The organism is Nonomuraea sp. NPDC005650, from assembly GCF_040605375.1.
In the GTDB taxonomy this organism is placed as follows: Bacteria; Actinomycetota; Actinomycetes; order Streptosporangiales; family Streptosporangiaceae; genus Nonomuraea.
Genome location: NZ_JBEXCR010000006.1, coordinates 302,883 through 319,167, shown reverse-complemented (window position 1 = coordinate 319,167; position 16,285 = coordinate 302,883). Strand labels below are relative to the sequence as shown.

The 16,285-nt window shown below is 71.1% G+C and carries 13 protein-coding genes and 1 pseudogene; 7 read left to right on the top strand and 7 right to left on the bottom strand.

Features of this window, described 5'->3' with window-relative positions; genetic code table 11:
• The first annotated feature begins 44 nt into the window (after nt 1-44).
• The 5 genes from ABZS69_RS13045 to ABZS69_RS13025 all read left to right on the top strand — a co-directional run bounded on the left by ABZS69_RS13045 (nt 45) and on the right by ABZS69_RS13025 (nt 7,040).
• A complete protein-coding gene (locus ABZS69_RS13045) occupies nt 45-776 on the top strand; it encodes a TetR/AcrR family transcriptional regulator (RefSeq protein ID WP_355370450.1) in 732 nt (243 codons plus the stop codon).
• Between the two features lie 192 nt (nt 777-968).
• Nucleotides 969-2,189, top strand: coding sequence for a cytochrome P450 (locus ABZS69_RS13040; protein WP_355370447.1), 1,221 nt, complete (start codon nt 969-971; stop codon nt 2,187-2,189).
• 93 nt (nt 2,190-2,282) lie between these two features.
• On the top strand, nt 2,283-4,826 hold the full coding sequence (locus ABZS69_RS13035; protein WP_355370445.1) for a polysaccharide lyase family 8 super-sandwich domain-containing protein: 2,544 nt from the start codon (nt 2,283-2,285) through the stop codon (nt 4,824-4,826).
• A 171-nt stretch (nt 4,827-4,997) separates the two neighbouring features.
• On the top strand, nt 4,998-6,293 hold the full coding sequence (locus ABZS69_RS13030) for a tetratricopeptide repeat protein (protein ID WP_355370442.1): 1,296 nt from the start codon (nt 4,998-5,000) through the stop codon (nt 6,291-6,293).
• A 279-nt stretch (nt 6,294-6,572) separates the two neighbouring features.
• Nucleotides 6,573-7,040 carry a hypothetical protein gene (locus tag ABZS69_RS13025; RefSeq protein WP_355370664.1) on the top strand — a complete coding sequence of 156 codons (468 nt, stop codon included), beginning with the start codon at nt 6,573-6,575 and terminating at the stop codon, nt 7,038-7,040.
• A gap of 153 nt (nt 7,041-7,193) precedes the next feature.
• Here ABZS69_RS13025 and ABZS69_RS13020 read toward each other — a convergent pair.
• Nucleotides 7,194-7,262, bottom strand: a pseudogene (locus tag ABZS69_RS13020) (hypothetical protein); the annotation flags it as partial.
• A gap of 153 nt (nt 7,263-7,415) precedes the next feature.
• Between ABZS69_RS13020 and pip the strand changes: the two are divergent.
• Complete coding sequence (pip, locus tag ABZS69_RS13015; RefSeq protein WP_355370439.1) at nt 7,416-8,348, top strand: prolyl aminopeptidase; 933 nt, start codon at nt 7,416-7,418, stop codon at nt 8,346-8,348.
• Nucleotides 8,349-8,393: 45 nt separating this feature from the next.
• Here pip and ABZS69_RS13010 read toward each other — a convergent pair whose 3' ends face one another.
• From ABZS69_RS13010 to ABZS69_RS12995, 4 genes are read right to left on the bottom strand one after another with little or no spacing between them, the layout of a single operon-like run.
• Nucleotides 8,394-8,981: an ATP/GTP-binding protein gene (locus ABZS69_RS13010; RefSeq protein ID WP_355370437.1), complete on the bottom strand. Its 588-nt coding sequence runs from the start codon at nt 8,979-8,981 to the stop codon at nt 8,394-8,396.
• Entirely contained in the window at nt 8,962-9,339 is a 378-nt protein-coding gene (locus tag ABZS69_RS13005) for a DUF742 domain-containing protein (protein ID WP_355370435.1), read from the bottom strand. The genes ABZS69_RS13010 and ABZS69_RS13005 overlap by 20 nt, the downstream gene beginning before the upstream one ends.
• Entirely contained in the window at nt 9,336-9,755 is a 420-nt protein-coding gene (locus tag ABZS69_RS13000; protein ID WP_355370433.1) for a roadblock/LC7 domain-containing protein, read from the bottom strand. Before ABZS69_RS13000 ends, ABZS69_RS13005 begins: the two co-directional genes overlap by 4 nt.
• Nucleotides 9,752-12,070, bottom strand: a complete 2,319-nt coding sequence (locus ABZS69_RS12995; RefSeq protein WP_355370431.1) for a nitrate- and nitrite sensing domain-containing protein — start codon at nt 12,068-12,070, stop codon at nt 9,752-9,754. Before ABZS69_RS12995 ends, ABZS69_RS13000 begins: the two co-directional genes overlap by 4 nt.
• Nucleotides 12,071-12,259: 189 nt before the next feature.
• Between ABZS69_RS12995 and ABZS69_RS12990 the strand changes: the two genes are divergently transcribed.
• Complete coding sequence (locus ABZS69_RS12990; RefSeq protein ID WP_355370428.1) at nt 12,260-13,294, top strand: terpene synthase family protein; 1,035 nt, start codon at nt 12,260-12,262, stop codon at nt 13,292-13,294.
• Here the strand turns inward: ABZS69_RS12990 and ABZS69_RS12985 are convergent.
• Nucleotides 13,291-14,844, bottom strand: coding sequence for a prenyltransferase/squalene oxidase repeat-containing protein (locus tag ABZS69_RS12985; protein WP_355370426.1), 1,554 nt, complete (start codon nt 14,842-14,844; stop codon nt 13,291-13,293). The two genes, ABZS69_RS12990 and ABZS69_RS12985, sit on opposite strands and share 4 nt — an antisense overlap.
• On the bottom strand, nt 14,841-16,220 hold the full coding sequence (locus tag ABZS69_RS12980; RefSeq protein WP_355370423.1) for a cytochrome P450: 1,380 nt from the start codon (nt 16,218-16,220) through the stop codon (nt 14,841-14,843). Before ABZS69_RS12980 ends, ABZS69_RS12985 begins: the two co-directional genes overlap by 4 nt.
• Between the last annotated feature and the right edge of the window lie 65 nt (nt 16,221-16,285).

Here is a 16,285-nt window from a genome sequence, read left to right as displayed (position 1 = left end):
TTTCTACACGGGGAACAGTAGCCCAACGCTGTAGACTGTCAAGCGTGGGTGACCAGACGATGAGCAGGCGCGAGCGATTGCGCGCGGAGACCACGGCGGAGATCAAGGAGATCGCGCTCAAGCTCATGGCGGACGGCGGCCCCGACGCCATCTCGCTCCGCGCCATCGCCCGTGAGATGGGCATGACGGCCGGCGCGATCTACAGCTACTTCGCCACCCGCGACGACCTGGTCACCACGCTCATCGCCGACCTCTACACGGCCCTGGTGGACAGGGCCGAGGCCGCCCGCGACGCCGTTCCCGCCGGCGACCCGGGCGGCCGCGTGCTGGCCTGGGCGCAGACCGTGCGCGAGTGGGCCCTGGCCAACCCGCAGGGCTTCCGCCTCATCTACGGCGACCCGGTCCCCGGCTACCAGCCCCCAGAGGACGGCCCGGCGAAGGAGGCCGAGCACCGGGCGTGCCGGGGCCTCACGGGCCTGGTCGCGGCCGCCTGGACCGGGCCCGGCGCGGGTGCGGGTGCGGGCTTGGGTCCGGGCTCCGGCTCCTATGTGTGGTCCGACTTCGACCCCGGCCTGGCGGCGGACCTCCAGGCCGGTTTCCCTGGCCTGCCGCCGGACGCGGTGGCCCTCACGCTACGGGTGTGGGGCCGCATGCACGGCCTGGTCGCGCTGGAGATCTACGGCCACCTGCGCACGCTCACCCTCGACCCGGCCGCGATCTACCGCGACGAGATGATCGCCCTGATCGCGTCCCTCGGCCTGACCCCACCCTCCTGACCCCACCCTCCTGACCCCGGGGGGCCTTCACCGCGATCCGCCGCCCGGCCGTCCGCCTGAAGCCGCTACCAGCGCGGGCGAACGCAAGGTAACCATCGCGTCACCGATCGCTGGGCGGTGTTGTCTCTTGATCACGGCGGAGATTTGATGGGTGCGCTGGTCACTTACCGACTTCTTCCCCAAGGGCGGCAAATGACGTCGAATCTCCCCTCGTTCCCCGCCGTGGACGAGAACCCGCTCGACACCTGCATCCGGTTCCGGGAGATCGCTCCCGTGGTCGAGGTGGAGTTCCCAGGGGGCGTGCCCGCCTACCTGGCCCTGACCCACAAGGCCGTGCGGGAGATCCTCGCCGGGGACAACCGGACCTTTCTCCGGGATCCCCGGCACTGGCCCGCTCTGCACGACGGATCGATCCCCGAGGATTGGCCGCTGCGCGCCATCATCCAGGGCGGTCACCTGTCCACCATGGACGGCGACGACCACAGGCGCCTGCGCGGCCTGATCAGCACGGCGTTCACGCCGGGCCGGGTGCAGGCGCTGGAGCCGCGGATCCAGCAGATCATCGACGAGCTGCTCGACGACGTGGTGGCCGCCGGCGACGGCGTCGACCTGGTGCCCGCCTTCACCGAGGCGCTGCCCATGTGGGTGATCTGCGAGTTGTTCGGTATCCCCGCCGAGGACCGGCTCCGCCTGCGGAACTGGACCTCCACGCTGCTGGCCCACACCACTCCGCCGGAGGTGGCGTTCGCGACGCAGAACGAGCTCCAGGCGTTCCTGCACGAGCTGGTGGAGCGCAAGCAGCGCGAACCGGGCGACGACCTCACCTCCGGCCTGGTCCAGGCCCGCGACGAGGGCGACAAGCTCACCACCGACGAGCTGGTCGGCGTACTGTGGATCATGCTCGTCGCCGGCCACGAGACCACCGTCCACCTGCTCGGGTACGCCATCGTGGCGCTGGCCCGCAACCCCGGCCAGCTCGAACTGGCCAAGGCGGGGGACCGGTGGGCCGACGTGGTCGAGGAGACCGTGCGCCACCGCCACTCGGTGATGATGACCAGCTTCCGGTTCACGGCGCAGGACGTGACCATCGCCGGGGTGCGCATCCCCAAGGGCAAGGCGGTGGGCGTGGTCTACCAGGCCAGCGGCGTCGACCCGGCGGAGTTCGGCGAGAACGCGGACGAGTTCGACATCACCCGCGCGCAGACCGGGAACCTCGGCTTCGGCCACGGCCCGCGCTACTGCATCGGGGCGCCGCTGGCCCGGCTGGAGAGCCGGCTGGCGCTGGCCACGCTGTACCGGCGGCTGCCGGAGCTCGGCCTCGCGATCGACCCCGACGACATCCCGTACTCCCCGTCGTTCTTCACGATCGGCCCGCTGTCCCTGCCGGTCACCCTCGGTCTCGCCAAACCCTGACGGTCCGGCCCGGCGGCCCGCGCCGCCGGGCCGCCGACACCCCTGGAATCACGGGCTTCGCCTTCCCTGGAGGGACGAAAGAGATCATGTAGGGTGAGCCCGGCATATCCCCCCAACGGCCTGGAGCTCGCCGTGCCGCACATGTCCCGCCGCCAGGTTCTCTCCCTGCTCCCCGCCGCCGGTCTGCTCGCCGCGGCCACCCCTTCTCGCGCCGCCGCCGGGATCGATCACGCGCGGCTGATCGCCAACACGGTGGCGATGCTCGCGGGCACCCCCGACGTCAACGCCTGGCCCGAGGTCGCCGCCAAGCTCGCGTCGATCACCGGGACCGCCCGGCAGCGGCTGACCGCGCTGGACCAGGCGGGCGCCGGGGAGCTGTTCTCCGGGCTGAAGCTCGGCACCGACGACGCCAACCTGCGGCTGGCCTACCAGTACCTGTACGAGATCGCGCTCGCGACCCGCACGCCGGGCGGCCAGCTCGACGGTGACGCCGCCGCCCAGCGGCGGGTCCTCGACGGCCTGCAGTGGTTGCACGAGCGCTACTTCGGCGACCAGGCGGCGGGCTACTACGGCAACTGGCACAACTGGGAGATCGGCATCCCCACCCACGTGAGCAGGACGCTGGCCCTGCTGGCCGAACGGGTGCGGGAGGACCGGCCCGGCCTGACGGCGACGTACCTCGCCTCGATGGACGCCTACCTGCGCAACGGCAAGAACGGCGACGTCGACCTCGACTCGCGCTTCCACACCGGGGCGAACCTGGCCGACCTCACCGCCAACCGGATCCTGCAGGGCGCGCTCACCGGCGACGACGCCCGCGTCGGCAAGGCCATCTCCGACCAGGCCACCGTCTTCGCCACGATCGACCCGTACGACCTCCAGCACGGCAACACCGACGGCTACTACCGCGACGGCTCCTTCATCCAGCACCACTCGGTCGCCTACACCGGCTCGTACGGGAAGGCCCTGCTCACCCGCGTCGTCCAGACCCTCAAGACGCTCGAGGGCGCGACGGGCGACGGCGCCTCGGACCTGGCCGGCGTGGTCTACCGCTGGGTCGCCGACGGCTTCGCCCCGCTGATCTTCGAGGGGTGGATGATGGAGATCGTCAAGGGACGGGCGGTCTCGCGCACCACCACCGGCTACGCCGACGTCGGGGTGGTCGTGGAGGCCATCGCCGACCTGGCCGACCACGTCGGGAGCGCCGAGGCGCTCGCGCTGAAGAAGTACGTCAGGTTCCTGCCGGCCGCCGACACGGCCGCCTTCGTCTCCCCGGTCAGCCTCGCCCGCTACGCGGCCATCCGCGCCGACTCCGCCATCCCGGCCGCCGACCTGAACCCGGCCGAGCGCTGCGTGGCGTTCAACTCCATGGACAGGACCGTCCACCGCCGCCCCGGCTACGCCTTCGCGCTCGCGCGCAGCTCCGCGCGGATCAGCAAGTACGAGTACATGAACGGCGAGAACCTCATGCCCTGGTTCCAGGGCGACGGCGCGCACTACCTCTACCTCGCGGGCGAGGACCAGCGCGAGGTCTTCGGCGTCGACTACTACACGGCCGTCTCGCCGTACCGGCTGGCCGGGATCACCGCGCCGGTGGAGGAGCGGCGGACGGTGCCCGACCTGTACGGCCGGTTCTGGTACGAGAACCCGGGGCACCCGCTGAACTTCACCTCCTCCTCGGAGTCCCAGAACACCTACGTGTACTTCCCCCGCGCCGGGAACGCCTTCTCGGGCGGCGCGACGCTCGGCGCGTACGGCGCGGCCGGCATGGTCCAGTCCGACGACGTCGCCTACACCGCCAAGCAGGCGGGCACCCTGCCCGACGACTTCGTCGCCTACCGCAACTCCCGCGCGACCAGGTCCTGGTTCATGTTCGACGAGGAGATCGTGGTGCTGGCCGCGGGCGTCTCCGGCCAGGGCGGCCGCGACGCGGTGACCACCGTGGACAGCCGCATCGCCGCGCCGGGCGACGCGGTCGCGCTCACCGGCGAGAGCTGGGGCGGCCGGGCCTGGCGGCCGGGCGACACCACGCCGCCGCGCTGGCTGCGCTACGCCAACGACACCCGCGCCACCGCGATCGGCTACGCCTTCCTCACCAGGCAGGCCGTCGCGGCCGGGCTGGAGACGGTGACCCGCAGCCGCAGAGTCGTGCGTACGTCCAACCCCGACACCGCCGTGACCAAGAACGTCTTCACCGCCTCGATCGCCCACCCCGCCTCCGGCGAGGTCCCCGCCCTCGCCTACGCCCTGGTCCCGAACGCCACGGAGGCCCGCCTGCGCCGCTACACGGACGGCCCGCTGACCGTCCTGGCGAACGACCGGCACGTGCAGGCCGTCAGGCACAGGACGCTGGGGATCGTCGCCGCCAACGTCTTCACCGACGGCCCCCGCCACGCCGGGCACCTGATCGTCGACGGCCCCGCCTCGGTCATCGTCAAGTCCGGCGAGCGCACGCTCGTCGCCCTGTCCGACCCCACGATGGGCCGCGACCACGTCAGCGTCGTCCTGCCCGGCGCGCCCCTCAGGCTCGTCACGGCCGACGAGGGGGTGACGGTGCGGCGCGTGCCGGGTGGCACCCTGATCCAGGCGACGACCCGCCACGCCTACGGCCGCACCTTCACGGCCACCCTGCGCTGAGCCTCACTCCCGCCCCGGCTCGGCGATCAGGCGATACCGCCCGACCTCGCGGGGACGGCGCCGGGGGCTTCGCACGGGAAACGCCGGGGAAACGCGCCTGCGGGTTGGCTGCTCTCATGGCCGCCGTGAGTCCGTTCGGCGGCTCCCGAGCACGACGTGAGGAACCCTGGCATGCCCCCTCGAACCGTCGATTTCCACGACCCCAGCCGCCGCGCGTTCCTGCGGCGAACGGGCCTGACCGTGGCCGCGGGCGCGCTCCTTCCCCTGCTGGACTCCGCCCCGGGCGCGGCCGCGGCCGACGACCCCGATCAGCTCTTCAAGCAGGGCAGGTTCGCCGCGGCCGAACGCGGCTACCGGCGCCGGCTACGCGAGGACCCGGGCGACGCGCACGCCCTGGCCCAGGTCGGCTACTTCGCCCTGCTGTCCAACCGCTTCGGCGAGGCGGAGAAGCACCTGTCCAAGGCCGTCGCCCTGCGGCCCGGCGACGTCGCCCCGGCACAGCGGCTGGCCGAGTGCTTCGTCCGGCAAGATCGGCTCGCCCCGGCGATCCCGCTGCTGAAGGGCACCGGCCGTCCCCGCGACAAGGCGTTCGCCGAGCTGTACTCGCACATCAGTGGCAGGCCGTGGCAGATCCATGGGGAGCGGAGCGCGCACGTGCCCTTCGTCACCCTGGATCCCGTGCCCGCCGTCGAAGCCGTCGTGAACGGGAAGCCGGGGAAGTACTGGCTCGACACGTACGCGACGCTCGATCTGTCCAAAGAGGTGGCGGAAGAGGCGGGTATGCGCGCGGTGGCCGAACTGTCGGGAGGGGTGGCCGACAACCGGCCCATCACCATGTGGCTGGGCGTGCTGGACTCGTTCAAGGTCGGCGGCATCGAGATCCGCAACCTGCCCGTGCAGTGGAGCGACGCGCGGCGGCCGGCCCTGCCGGACGGGACGCCGGCGGCGGGCGCGTTCGGAACGACGATCTTCTACCACTTCCTGACCACGATGAACTACGCCGGCCGCGCCCTGACCCTGCGCCCCAAGAGCACGGCCGCGCCCCGGACGCACGTCACCGACCGGCTGCCGCTGTGGCTGGCCGGCGACCACTTCCCCTGCACGCTGGGCAGCCTCGGCGACCACGGGCCGCGGATGGTCACCCTCGACACCGGCGGCATCGGCAGCGGCCTCGACACGACGGTGGAGATCGCCGAACGGGTGGGCGGCATCACGGTGGACTACGACCATCCCATCGAACAGGCCGGGAACAAGATCTATCCGATCACGGCCGACCGGATCAGCCTGGGCCGGGCGGTCGGCCGCGACGTGCGCGGCCACGCGGCCGAGAAGGTCTTCCCCGGCTTTCCCGGGCCCGGCCAGTCCGCGCAGTTCGGCTTCGACCTGCTCGCCAACTTCACCCACGAGTTCTTCAAGCCGTACGCCGTCACCTTCGACTACACCACCATGCACCTCACCATCAGGTGATCACCCACCTCAAGCGTCGACGATCAGGCTCCGCCTCATCGTCGTCCCGGACACCCGCCACGCGGAAGGGGCCACATCCAGGTCATGACCGGCACCCGGCGACGAGCGTGCTCATCATGGCCTCGAACAGGGAGAACCGGATCAGGAAGCCGCCCAGCCGCTCGCGCTCGGCGGGCTCCCCGGGCCCCGCGGTGGCGCGGTCGCCGCCGACGCGCCGGCGCCGGTCCGGCGCGGGAGGAACCGCTTTCCCTCCGGCCCGTCGAGCGGGATGATGCGTCCGTGGCCGATCACGATGCGTTGATGGCCGCGGTGATCGCCGCCGCGCGCGACGCCGACGCCGAGGGGTGGGACGGCACGCACCGCGTGTACGCCCTGACCGACCGCGACACCTACCTCGGCGTCGCCTACCCCCTGGACCCGCCGGCCGAGCTGCCGCCGGACGCCCTCCTGGCCATCCCCCTGACCCCGCTCGGCCCCGGCGACCTCAGGACGGAGCTGGCCCGGGTGACCTGGCCGGACGATGTACGCGGATGCGTGCTGGTGACCGAGGTGACCGTCGTGACCCTCCTCGGCAGGTGGCGGCGCGGCAAGAGCTTCGGCGTACGCGGGGCTCGGTTGGCCGTCGGCGTGTTGCGCGACGGCCGTCACAGGTCCGTGCTCAGGTCGGGCGACGAAGGCGACTGGCGGATCTGCCCCGGCTCCCTGTCGACCGATGCGGTGGTGTCGGCGCTGGTCGGGACGTTCTGATCGACCGCGTTCTTGAGGATCTCGCGCCACATCCGGTGATCGGGGGAGTGGATCTCGTCGATCCGGACGTTGTCCGAGCCGAGCATGACGCCGCGGCCGTCCGTCACGGCCAGCCGACCCTCGGCGTCGGCCAGCAGGCCGAAACCCGTACTTCTTGGGGAGCGGCGAGGCCCGCAGGCAGGCCTGGTCCTTGGCGAAGAAGGCGGCACGCAGCGCGCCCACTTCGTCGTCCGTTTCGCGCGGGGCGGGCACCACGCTGCTCTCGACAGGACAGTCGTCGGCCACGGCGATCAAGGTGTCGACGTAGTTCACCACCCCATCATGAGCCCTCGTCCGGGTGATCGGTCCGGCCGGAAGGGCGTTACCTTTGCGCCTATGTATTCTCCGATCGAGGCGTACGACCAGGGCATGCTCGACGTGGGCGACGGCAACCAGATCTACTGGGAGGTCAGCGGCGACCCGGCGGGCAAGCCGGCGGTGACCGTGCACGGCGGTCCCGGGGCCGTCTTCTCGGCGAACTGGCGGCGCTTCCACGACCCCGAGGCGTACCGGATCGTCCAGTTCCACCAGCGGGGGTGCGGCCGCAGCACGCCGGACGCGGGGCTGCCGGAGACCGACCTGTCGGTCAACACCACCGAGCACCTCATCGCCGACATGGAGCTCCTGCGCGAGCACCTGGGCATCGAGAGGTGGCAGCTGGTCGGGGGCTCATGGGGCTCGACGCTGAGCCTGGCCTACGCGCAGCGGCACCCGGAGCGGGTGAGCGAGGTGATCCTGCTCGCGGTCACGGCGGGGCGCCGCAAGGAGATCGAGTGGATCACCCGGGACGTGGGACGGGTCTTCCCCCGGGAGTGGGAGCGCTTCCGCGACGGGGTGCCCGAGCAGGACCGTGACGGGAGCCTGGCCGCGGCCTACGCCAGGCTCCTGGACGACCCGAGCACCTGCGAGCAGGCCGCCCGCGACTGGTGCGAATGGGAGGACACGCACGTGAGCCTCGACCCGCAGTACCAGCCGAACCCGCAGTTCAAGGACCCCGTCTTCAGGATGACGTTCGCGCGGCTGGTCACCCACTACTGGGGCAACGACTGCTTTCTGCCGGAGGAGGGCGACCTGGTGGAGCGGGCCCACCTGCTGGAGGGGATCCCGGGCGTGCTCATCCACGGCAGGCTCGACGTGAGCGGGCCCCTGGAGACCGCCTGGGAGCTTCACCGGCGCTGGCCCGGCAGCGAGCTCGTGGTCATCGACGAGGGGCACGGCGGGCCCGACATGTTGTCGGAGATGGTCGCCGCGACGGATCGCTTCCGCTGAAAGGCCCTGGGAGGCGCCGTGCCGGCGCCTCCCAGGGTTCGCGCGCTAGCTGCCGACCGGTTCGGCGCGCAGCCGGGCCGAGTGCTTGACCAGGGCGATCAGGACCTCGCGGGAGGAGTCCCGCTTGCGGGCGTCGCACAGGATGATGGGGACGGAGGGGCTGAGCTGGAGCGCCAGCCGTACCTCGTCCAGCTCGAACGAGGGCGATCCCTCGAAGCAGTTGACGGCCACCACGAACGGCGTCCCCCGCCGCTCGAAGTAGTCGACCGACGGGAAGCAGTCGGCCAGGCGCCGCGTGTCCGCCAGGATGACGGCCCCCAGCGACCCCTCCGCGAGCTCGTCCCACACGAACCAGAAGCGTTCCTGGCCGGGTGTGCCGAACAGGTACAGGACGTAGTCGTTGCCCAGCGTGATCCGGCCGAAGTCCATCGCCACCGTGGTGGTGCGCTTGGCCTCCACCGAGGTGAGGTCGTCGACGCCTATCCCGCGGTCGGTCAGGACCTCCTCGGTGCGCAGTGGCCGGGTCTCGGAGACAGCGCCCACCATCGTCGTCTTGCCCGCGCCGAAGCCGCCCGCGATCAGGATCTTGATCGCCGTCGGCAGGCGCGGACGCTCAGAGCGAACGAAGGCCATCGAGCACCGCCCTGTACATCTTCATGTCGTGCATGTCCACCTCGGATTGTGGTTCCTGGGCAGAGACGAGTTCGCGGTCGAACAGGTCGCCGAGCAGCACCCGGATCGTGCCGGCCGGCAGGTTGAGGTATGCCGCGATCTCGGCGACCGACTTCGGTTCGCGGCAGAGCTGGAGGATGCGCAGGTGCTCCGGATCGAGCCCGGCGTCGGGGCCCGGCGGCGGGCCCACCGCCAGGGCCATGGAGATCAGGTCGAACCGGCCGTGCGCGGGCTGCGTGCGGCCACGGGTGACCACGTAGGGCCGGATGATCTCCGGATCCACCCAGTGCTCATCCGTAGGTTCGTCCGCGCCTCTCACCGGTCGCTCCTGGCGGCCGCCTCGGCGTTGCGGGCGCCCGAGGTGAGGTACTGGCCGACGCGGGCCACCATCATCGCCATCTCGTACGCGACGAGCCCGATGTCGGCGTTCTGCGCGCACAGCACGGCCAGGCAGGCGCGCTCGCCCGCCATGGTCACGATGAGGAACTGGTTCTTCCACTCCACGACCGTCTGCCGCACGGCGCCGCCGGAAACGTGGTCCGAGACGCCTTTCGCCAGGCTCTGGAGCCCGGACGCCACGGCGGACAGGTGCTCTCCGTCGGTCCGCTGCAACGCGGCGGACGAGGCCATCAGCAGACCGTCGGACGACAGCACGATGGCGTGCTCGACCTCCTTGACACGGCCGACGAGGTCGTCGAGCAGCCAGTTCAGGTCGGTGCCGGAGGTAGGGGTCATGCCTCATCTCCCGACTGCTCGTCCAGCATCCTGGCGGCTTCGGTGCGGCCAAGACGGGTGCCTGACTGCAGGGATCCCATCATCGCGCGGATCTCCTCCGGCGAGCGCTCGTCATCGTCCTCCTCGAAGTCGGGCTGCGTGGGCGTGTCGTCCCGCAGCGCTGGCGCCAGGTTGGCCTGGGGCACCCGGAGGGGCAGCCCGTTCGACGTGAACTCGGTCACAGGCATCTGCTCCGGTTCGGCTGGCGTTTCGGGTTGTGTCTCCACGGCGGTGACCGGGGGGGAAGGCTGGGGGACGGGTGCCGGGACCGGGACCGGGCGCGCGGGCTTGAGCGTGCGCACGTTCTCCCCGGTGACCGGCCGCACCGCGGTGGCCACGGCGGGCGTCCTGCGCGGCAGCCGCTCGCGCCGGCCGCCGTCCGGCGGCTCGGGCGTGGGATCGAGCTGTACGAGCTCCTGCGGCAGCAGCACCACGACCGTCGTCCCGCCGTACGGCGACGGCTTGAGCACCACCTGGATCTCGTGGCGCCTGGCCAGCTGGCTGACCACGTACAGGCCCAGCCGGGCGGTGCCGGTGATGCGGAACTCGGGCGGGTCCGCGATGCGCTCGTTCGCGGACTCCAGGTCCTCGGGCTTCATGCCCAGGCCCCGGTCCTCGATCTCGATCACGTACCCGTTGGCCACGAGCTGGCCGCTGACCTGCACGTTCGTGTACGGCGGCGAGAACGACACGGCGTTCTCGATCAGCTCGGCGAGCAGGTGGATGACGTCACCGACGGCGCGGCCGACGAGCACGACGTCGCCCATGGGCATGAGCGTGACGCGGGTGTAGTCCTCGACCTCGGCCAGCGCGCCGCGGACGACGTCGACCATGGGGACCGAGCGGCGCCACGTACGGGCGGGGGCCGAACCGGACAGGACGATCAGGTTCTCCGCGTTGCGGCGCATGCGGATGGCGAGGTGGTCGAGCCGGAAGAGCTCCTTCAGCTCCTCGGGGTCGGTCTCGCGGCGCTCCATGACGTCGAGCACGGTGAGCTGCCGATGGACCAGGCCCTGCGTCCTGCGGGCCAGGCTCAGCAGGATGTCGCGGATGCTGCGGCGCAGCTCGGCCTGCTCGGCGGCGACGCTGATGGCGGTGCGCTGCACGGTGTTGAACGCCTGGCCCACCTGGCCGATCTCGTCGTCACCGAAGTCCAGGTCGGGCGCCTCCTTGGCCAGGTCGACGTCCTCGCCGCGGCCGATGCGCTCGACGACGCCGGGCAGCCGGTCGTCGGACAGCTCGTGCGCGGAGTCACGCAACTTCTGGAGCTGGGCGAACAGGGAGCGGGCCGTGGTGATGGACAGGATGATCGAGGCGACGACCGCGATGAGCCCGAGGCCGCCGGCCAGGATCAGCCGGACGACCACGTTGACGGCGACCGGAGTGGCCCGCTCGACCAGGCGGTCGCCCGCGGTGAGCACCAGGTTGTTGAGGTCGGCCAGGGCCCGGTCGGTGGTCGACTTCCACTGGTCGGCGCCGAACGGCAGGGTCCCCATGCTCGGGTCCTGCTGGGACAGCGCGTTCTCCAGGTTCTTGAGACGGGTGAACGACTGGCCTTCGACCACCTTGTCGTAAGCGGCCTTCTCGGACGCGGGGAGCTCGGCCGCGGCCTGGTCGGCGAGGATCCGCCAGGCTCCAACGGTCTGCGTGAACTGCGCGTGCTCCGAGGGGGTCATCCGGCCCTCGGTGAGCGCACCGGCGACGAGCGCGTCCTCCCTGGTGATCACCTCGCGGGCCCGGCTCAGGGAGAGGAGCGTGCGGATGTCCTTGGCGAGGACCTTGTCGTCGAGGGTCGCCAGCGAGCCGTAGAGGCTGTAGACGGAGTCGATGATCTCGCCGTAGGTGGCCGTCGCCTGGAGCCGGTTCATCTGGCCCGCGTCGATGGACTGCCGGGTCTGCTTGAGGGTGTTGAGCTCCTGGAGCACGTCGGTGAGCCGCTTGGCTCCCTCGTCGTCCAGGGCGAGGTCGACCGTGCCGGCGGTCGCCGACTCCTTGAAGGTGGCGAGCAGGCGGTCGGTCTGCTTGCGCTGGTTTTCGAGGTCCTTACGGGACCGGACGCCCGCGTTGCTCAGCTTGACGACCGAGACCCGGCGCTCCTTCTGGAGCTCGACCAGAAGCGGCTCGCTGGGAGAGATGATGCTCGAGTCGAGCTGGGAGACCCAGAGCAGGTTGACGCCCTCGCGAAGGGTGACCCACGCAGCGAAGGCCCACAGCGCCGCGAGCGAGAGAAGCAGAGCCGTGACTTTGGTCCGCAGTCGTGTATTGCGGAAGCCCATTGTACCTACCCTGTGAAAGTCATTTCGTGTGCTGACCACCAGGACATGCAGTGGCATACCGGGCGCTGTCGATCAAGGAACCTTAGCGCAGCTCAGAGTACCCCTCAAGCAACAGCATTCACTTTGCCAACAAATATCCCGTTTTTGACAACATTAGTCAAATGTACGCAAAGTGGATATCCTTCCAACGTGAGCGACCCAGTCCCGCCTGCGTACTTCACTATCAGTAATGACATCGTTGATCGTCTGCTCCAGGGAGCACACCAGCTCGCCGGCGTTCCCGAGGAGGATCGGCGCAGCGTGCTCCGGACCGCGCTCGACGCGGTGCCCGAGGGCGCTGAGCTGGTGCGTCCGTACCCGAACCTGCTCGCCGACGGTGACAGCGGCGCAAGCCGGCTGGCCTTCAGCTGCCTGTCCGCGGCGGCGACGTTCCCGCGGGCACGCCCGGAACAGATCGCCGATCTCGGGACGATGATCACGATCTTGTTCGGTTTCGACGACATCGCCGACAACATCGCGGGACAGTGGTCCCATCACGACATCTCCGATTTTTTCCGGCAACTTTGTGTAATGGTTTCCGGCGAGCCGGCCCGCGTTAACGCGGAGGACGCCCTCGGGCAAGGGCTGCGCGTCTGGGAGGCGTGGTGCGCCCGCTTCCGCGGGCACGCGGGTGCCGCGGCGCACGCGGCGAACCTGCGGGAGCAGCTCGAACTGGCAGGCGCCGCCATGATGCGCGAGCGCAGGTGGGCGGCGGGCGAGGAGCCCTGGCCGGCCTACGACGAGTACGTGTCCAACGGCAGCCTCACGATCCTCTACCCCACCTGGTGGGCCGCCGCCCTGGCGATCTGCGGGCCCGCTCCGGCCGACGCCGGGCACTGGGACGCGATCGCCCGGGTCACCTCCCTCGGCGCGGCCTGCATGCGGCTCGTCAACGACATCAGGACCTTCGAACGGGAGAGGAGCGAGGGCAAGCCGAGCTCCGTCCTCATCCTGGAGCGCGCCGGGCTGCCCACGGAGGCGGCCGTCAAGCGGGTCTTCGCGCACTACGCCGAGCTCCACGCGGCGTTCCTGGCCGCCCTCGAGGAGCTGCCCGCCCCACTGGCGGGCATCGCGGAGGGCCAGCGCAGGAACGTCGCGTTCAACGGCGGCTGGTACATGGCCAGGGACACGCACGCGTACACCGTTCAGGAGCTGGCCAAGGACGTGGACGCGTACACGGACTAGAACGGCGCACCGCCCGGCTCCAGCGCCAGCCGGGCGAGGTGCGCCGCGGAGATCACCGCGGCCCGGGCGACGGCGAGCGGCACGTACAGATCCTTGTCGTGCCAGAGCGGAGGGTGTTCCTTGCCGGCCGAGCGCGCCAGGTACTCCTCGCCCGCCGCCACGGCGCGTAGCCGCCGCGGGTCCGTCCCGCCCGCGGTCAGCAGCAGGGTCTGCATCGCGTACGCGGTCTCCTCGGCGGTGCCGTCCCAGCGGCCCCAGGAGCCGTCCGGCCGCTGGGTCTCCAGCACCCACTCGACCGCGGCGCGCACCGGCTCGTCCGAGGCGTCCCCGCCGAAGGAGCCGAGCGCCAGGGCGCAGCTGACGGTGGCGTAGTACGGCGAGGCGTGCCACCTGTCCGTCCAGCTCCCGTCCGGCCGCTGCCGCTCGCGGACCCAGGCGGCCATCTCGCGAATCGTCTGCTCGTAGCGCGGCGCGGCGTCGGGACGGCAGGCCACGTACTGGCCGAAGGCGTCCAGCACGTGCGCGTTGACGCTGACGGAGACGCCCTGCTCCGCCGGCCAGGTGGAGAAGTGGGTGCCGGAGCGGAACCGCCACAGGCTGTCCGGTTCGCGCGGCGCCCCAAGCAGCGCCAGCGCGTACAGCGCCACGGAGGTCGTGTCGGCGTCGGCGGGCAGCCCAGGCCCCGCGGGCGTCCCGTCGGGGCCGATCGCCGCCCTGAGGTCCGCCACCATCTCCGGCGGTACCTCGACCGGCACGCCCGCGCGGACCAGCCAGCTCAGCACCCAGCCCCGCTCGAACACGGTGATGGGCAGCCCGACGGGCACGGGGCCGCCATGACGCCGGACGACCGCCTCCAGATGATCGCGGGCGGGACCGTCCGCCTCGCGCCCGCCCAGCCAGGCGGCGGTGGCCGCGGGTGACGCGCCGATGGTCCCGATGGCCGCCGGACGGACGCTGGGCGCCCCGCCGGCCTGGTCGCCCGCGACCTCCAGGGCGTGGAGCAGCTTCTCCGGGATCTCGTTCCCCGAGCCGATCCACGACGCCACCTTCCGGAGGCCGTCGTAGCTCATTCCTTCGGGCAGCGGCAACGGCGCGTGGCCCGGCAGGTTCTGCAGGTGCCGGTTGATGAGAGCCACCAGCGAGGGCACGATGTGCTCGATCGCCGGCATGTCGGGCAGGTCGAGCGGCTCGCGCAGCCACGTGGTGAGCAGCCGCAGCCCCCGCTCCGCCGCCTGGGCGAGGCGGTCGGGGTCCGTGCCGGGGTCCTGGCGCTCCAGCGAGGCCAGGATCGCCTCGGTGGCGCTCAAGGTCGGTACGAGACCGTACCCGTCGGGCGCGCCCCATGCGCCGTCCTGGCGCTGGGTGCCGGTCAGGTACTCGATCCGCTCCCGGTGACCTGTCAGCCAGGGGGCCAGCGCGACCACCCGGCCGGTCTCGTAGACCGACGGCGAGACCTGTCCCCATGGCCTGAGCATCAGGCTGTCGATCAGTTCGGCGGCGAGGGCGGCGACGTCCGTCGTCGCGCCGGCGGTGACGCTTCCGTGGCTCATGATCGCGCGCTTCGTTCGATCGGCACCAGTCGCAGCATGATCTGCTCTTTCGGTCGTGCCGACGCTCCCGGTACGGCGGTGAGTGGCTGGGGATTGGTCACCACCAGCCGGTACCTGCTCAGCAGGTTGGCGATGACCAGCGGGGCCTCGATGCGGAACAGGTTCTGGCCGAGGCACGAGTGCGGGCCCGCGCCGAAGGGGAAGAAGGCGTAGCGATGCTTCGGCGCGGCGCCGTCGCCGGCCCAGCGCTCGGGGTCGAACTCCAGCGGCCGTTCCCAGAACTCCGGCAGCCGGTGGGTGGTGAACGGGCTGATCAGAACCTGCGAACCGGCCTTGATCCGGACACCGCCGATCTCCGTGTCCGTCACCGCCTGGCGGGGGATGAGCCAGCCCGCCGGATACAGCCGTAACAGCTCCTGCAGAACCATGTTGAGATAGGGGAGCCGGGACACGTGCTCCGGCCGCACGGGGCCCGGCCCCACCACGCCGGCGATCTCCTCGTGGAGCCGGGCGCTGACGGCGGGGTGCTCGTGCAGCACCGCCCACAGCCAGGTCAGCGACATCGCCGTGGTCTCCGTCGCCGTGGCGTACATGCTCACCAGGTCGTCGCGGACCTGCCGGAGGTCCCCCTTGCCGTCCTGCCCCATCCTGGCCGCCAGCAGCACCGAGATCAGGTCGCCCTCCCCGCCGCCCGCGCCCTCGCGGCGCGCCTGCTCGATGAGGGGGTAGACGATCTCGTCGATGTTGTTCATGGCCCTCAGGTACGTGCGATCGCCGGGGACCTTGATGGAGTAGGGCACGAACGGGAAGAGCAGCCGGAAGGCGATCGACGTGGCGCAGGCGGCGAACTCGGGCGCCAGCCGCTCGGCGGTCTCGCGCGAGATGCGACCGCCGAAGAGAACCTTGACGACGGCCTGGTTGATGATCGCCGTCATCTGGTCGGCCGCGTCGATCGGCCGGCCCGTCCGCGCGTGGACCTCGAGCTCCTGGACGCGGCCGGCGATGACGTCGGCCATCTCCTCGGCGAGGTTGGCCGTGTACCTGGCGGTGAAGAGCGGCTGGAGAATTTTCCGGGCGGTCACCCACTCGTCACCTTCGCGCAGGATGCCCCGGCCGGTCACGCGTCGTACCGGCCGCCAGAACATGCCGTCGCGGGTGAAGGTGCTCCACTGCGCCGTGAGCACCTGCTGGACGTGGTCCGGGTGCGAGACCAGATAGGGGCGGAAGGGGCCGAGGTCGACCCGGACGACCTGGCCGGCGGCCTCGGTGCCCATCCTGGCCAGTTCGGCGACCGGGTCCTTCACCAACCGGGGGATGGCTCGATGAAACGGGACGATTTGCGGGCTGATCACGGAGGGTTCCGTGGCGTGCGACATGGCGGCGATCCTCGATCCGAATGCCAGAGACGACTAGGAGCCAGATAGACGGCTATTTATCGTGA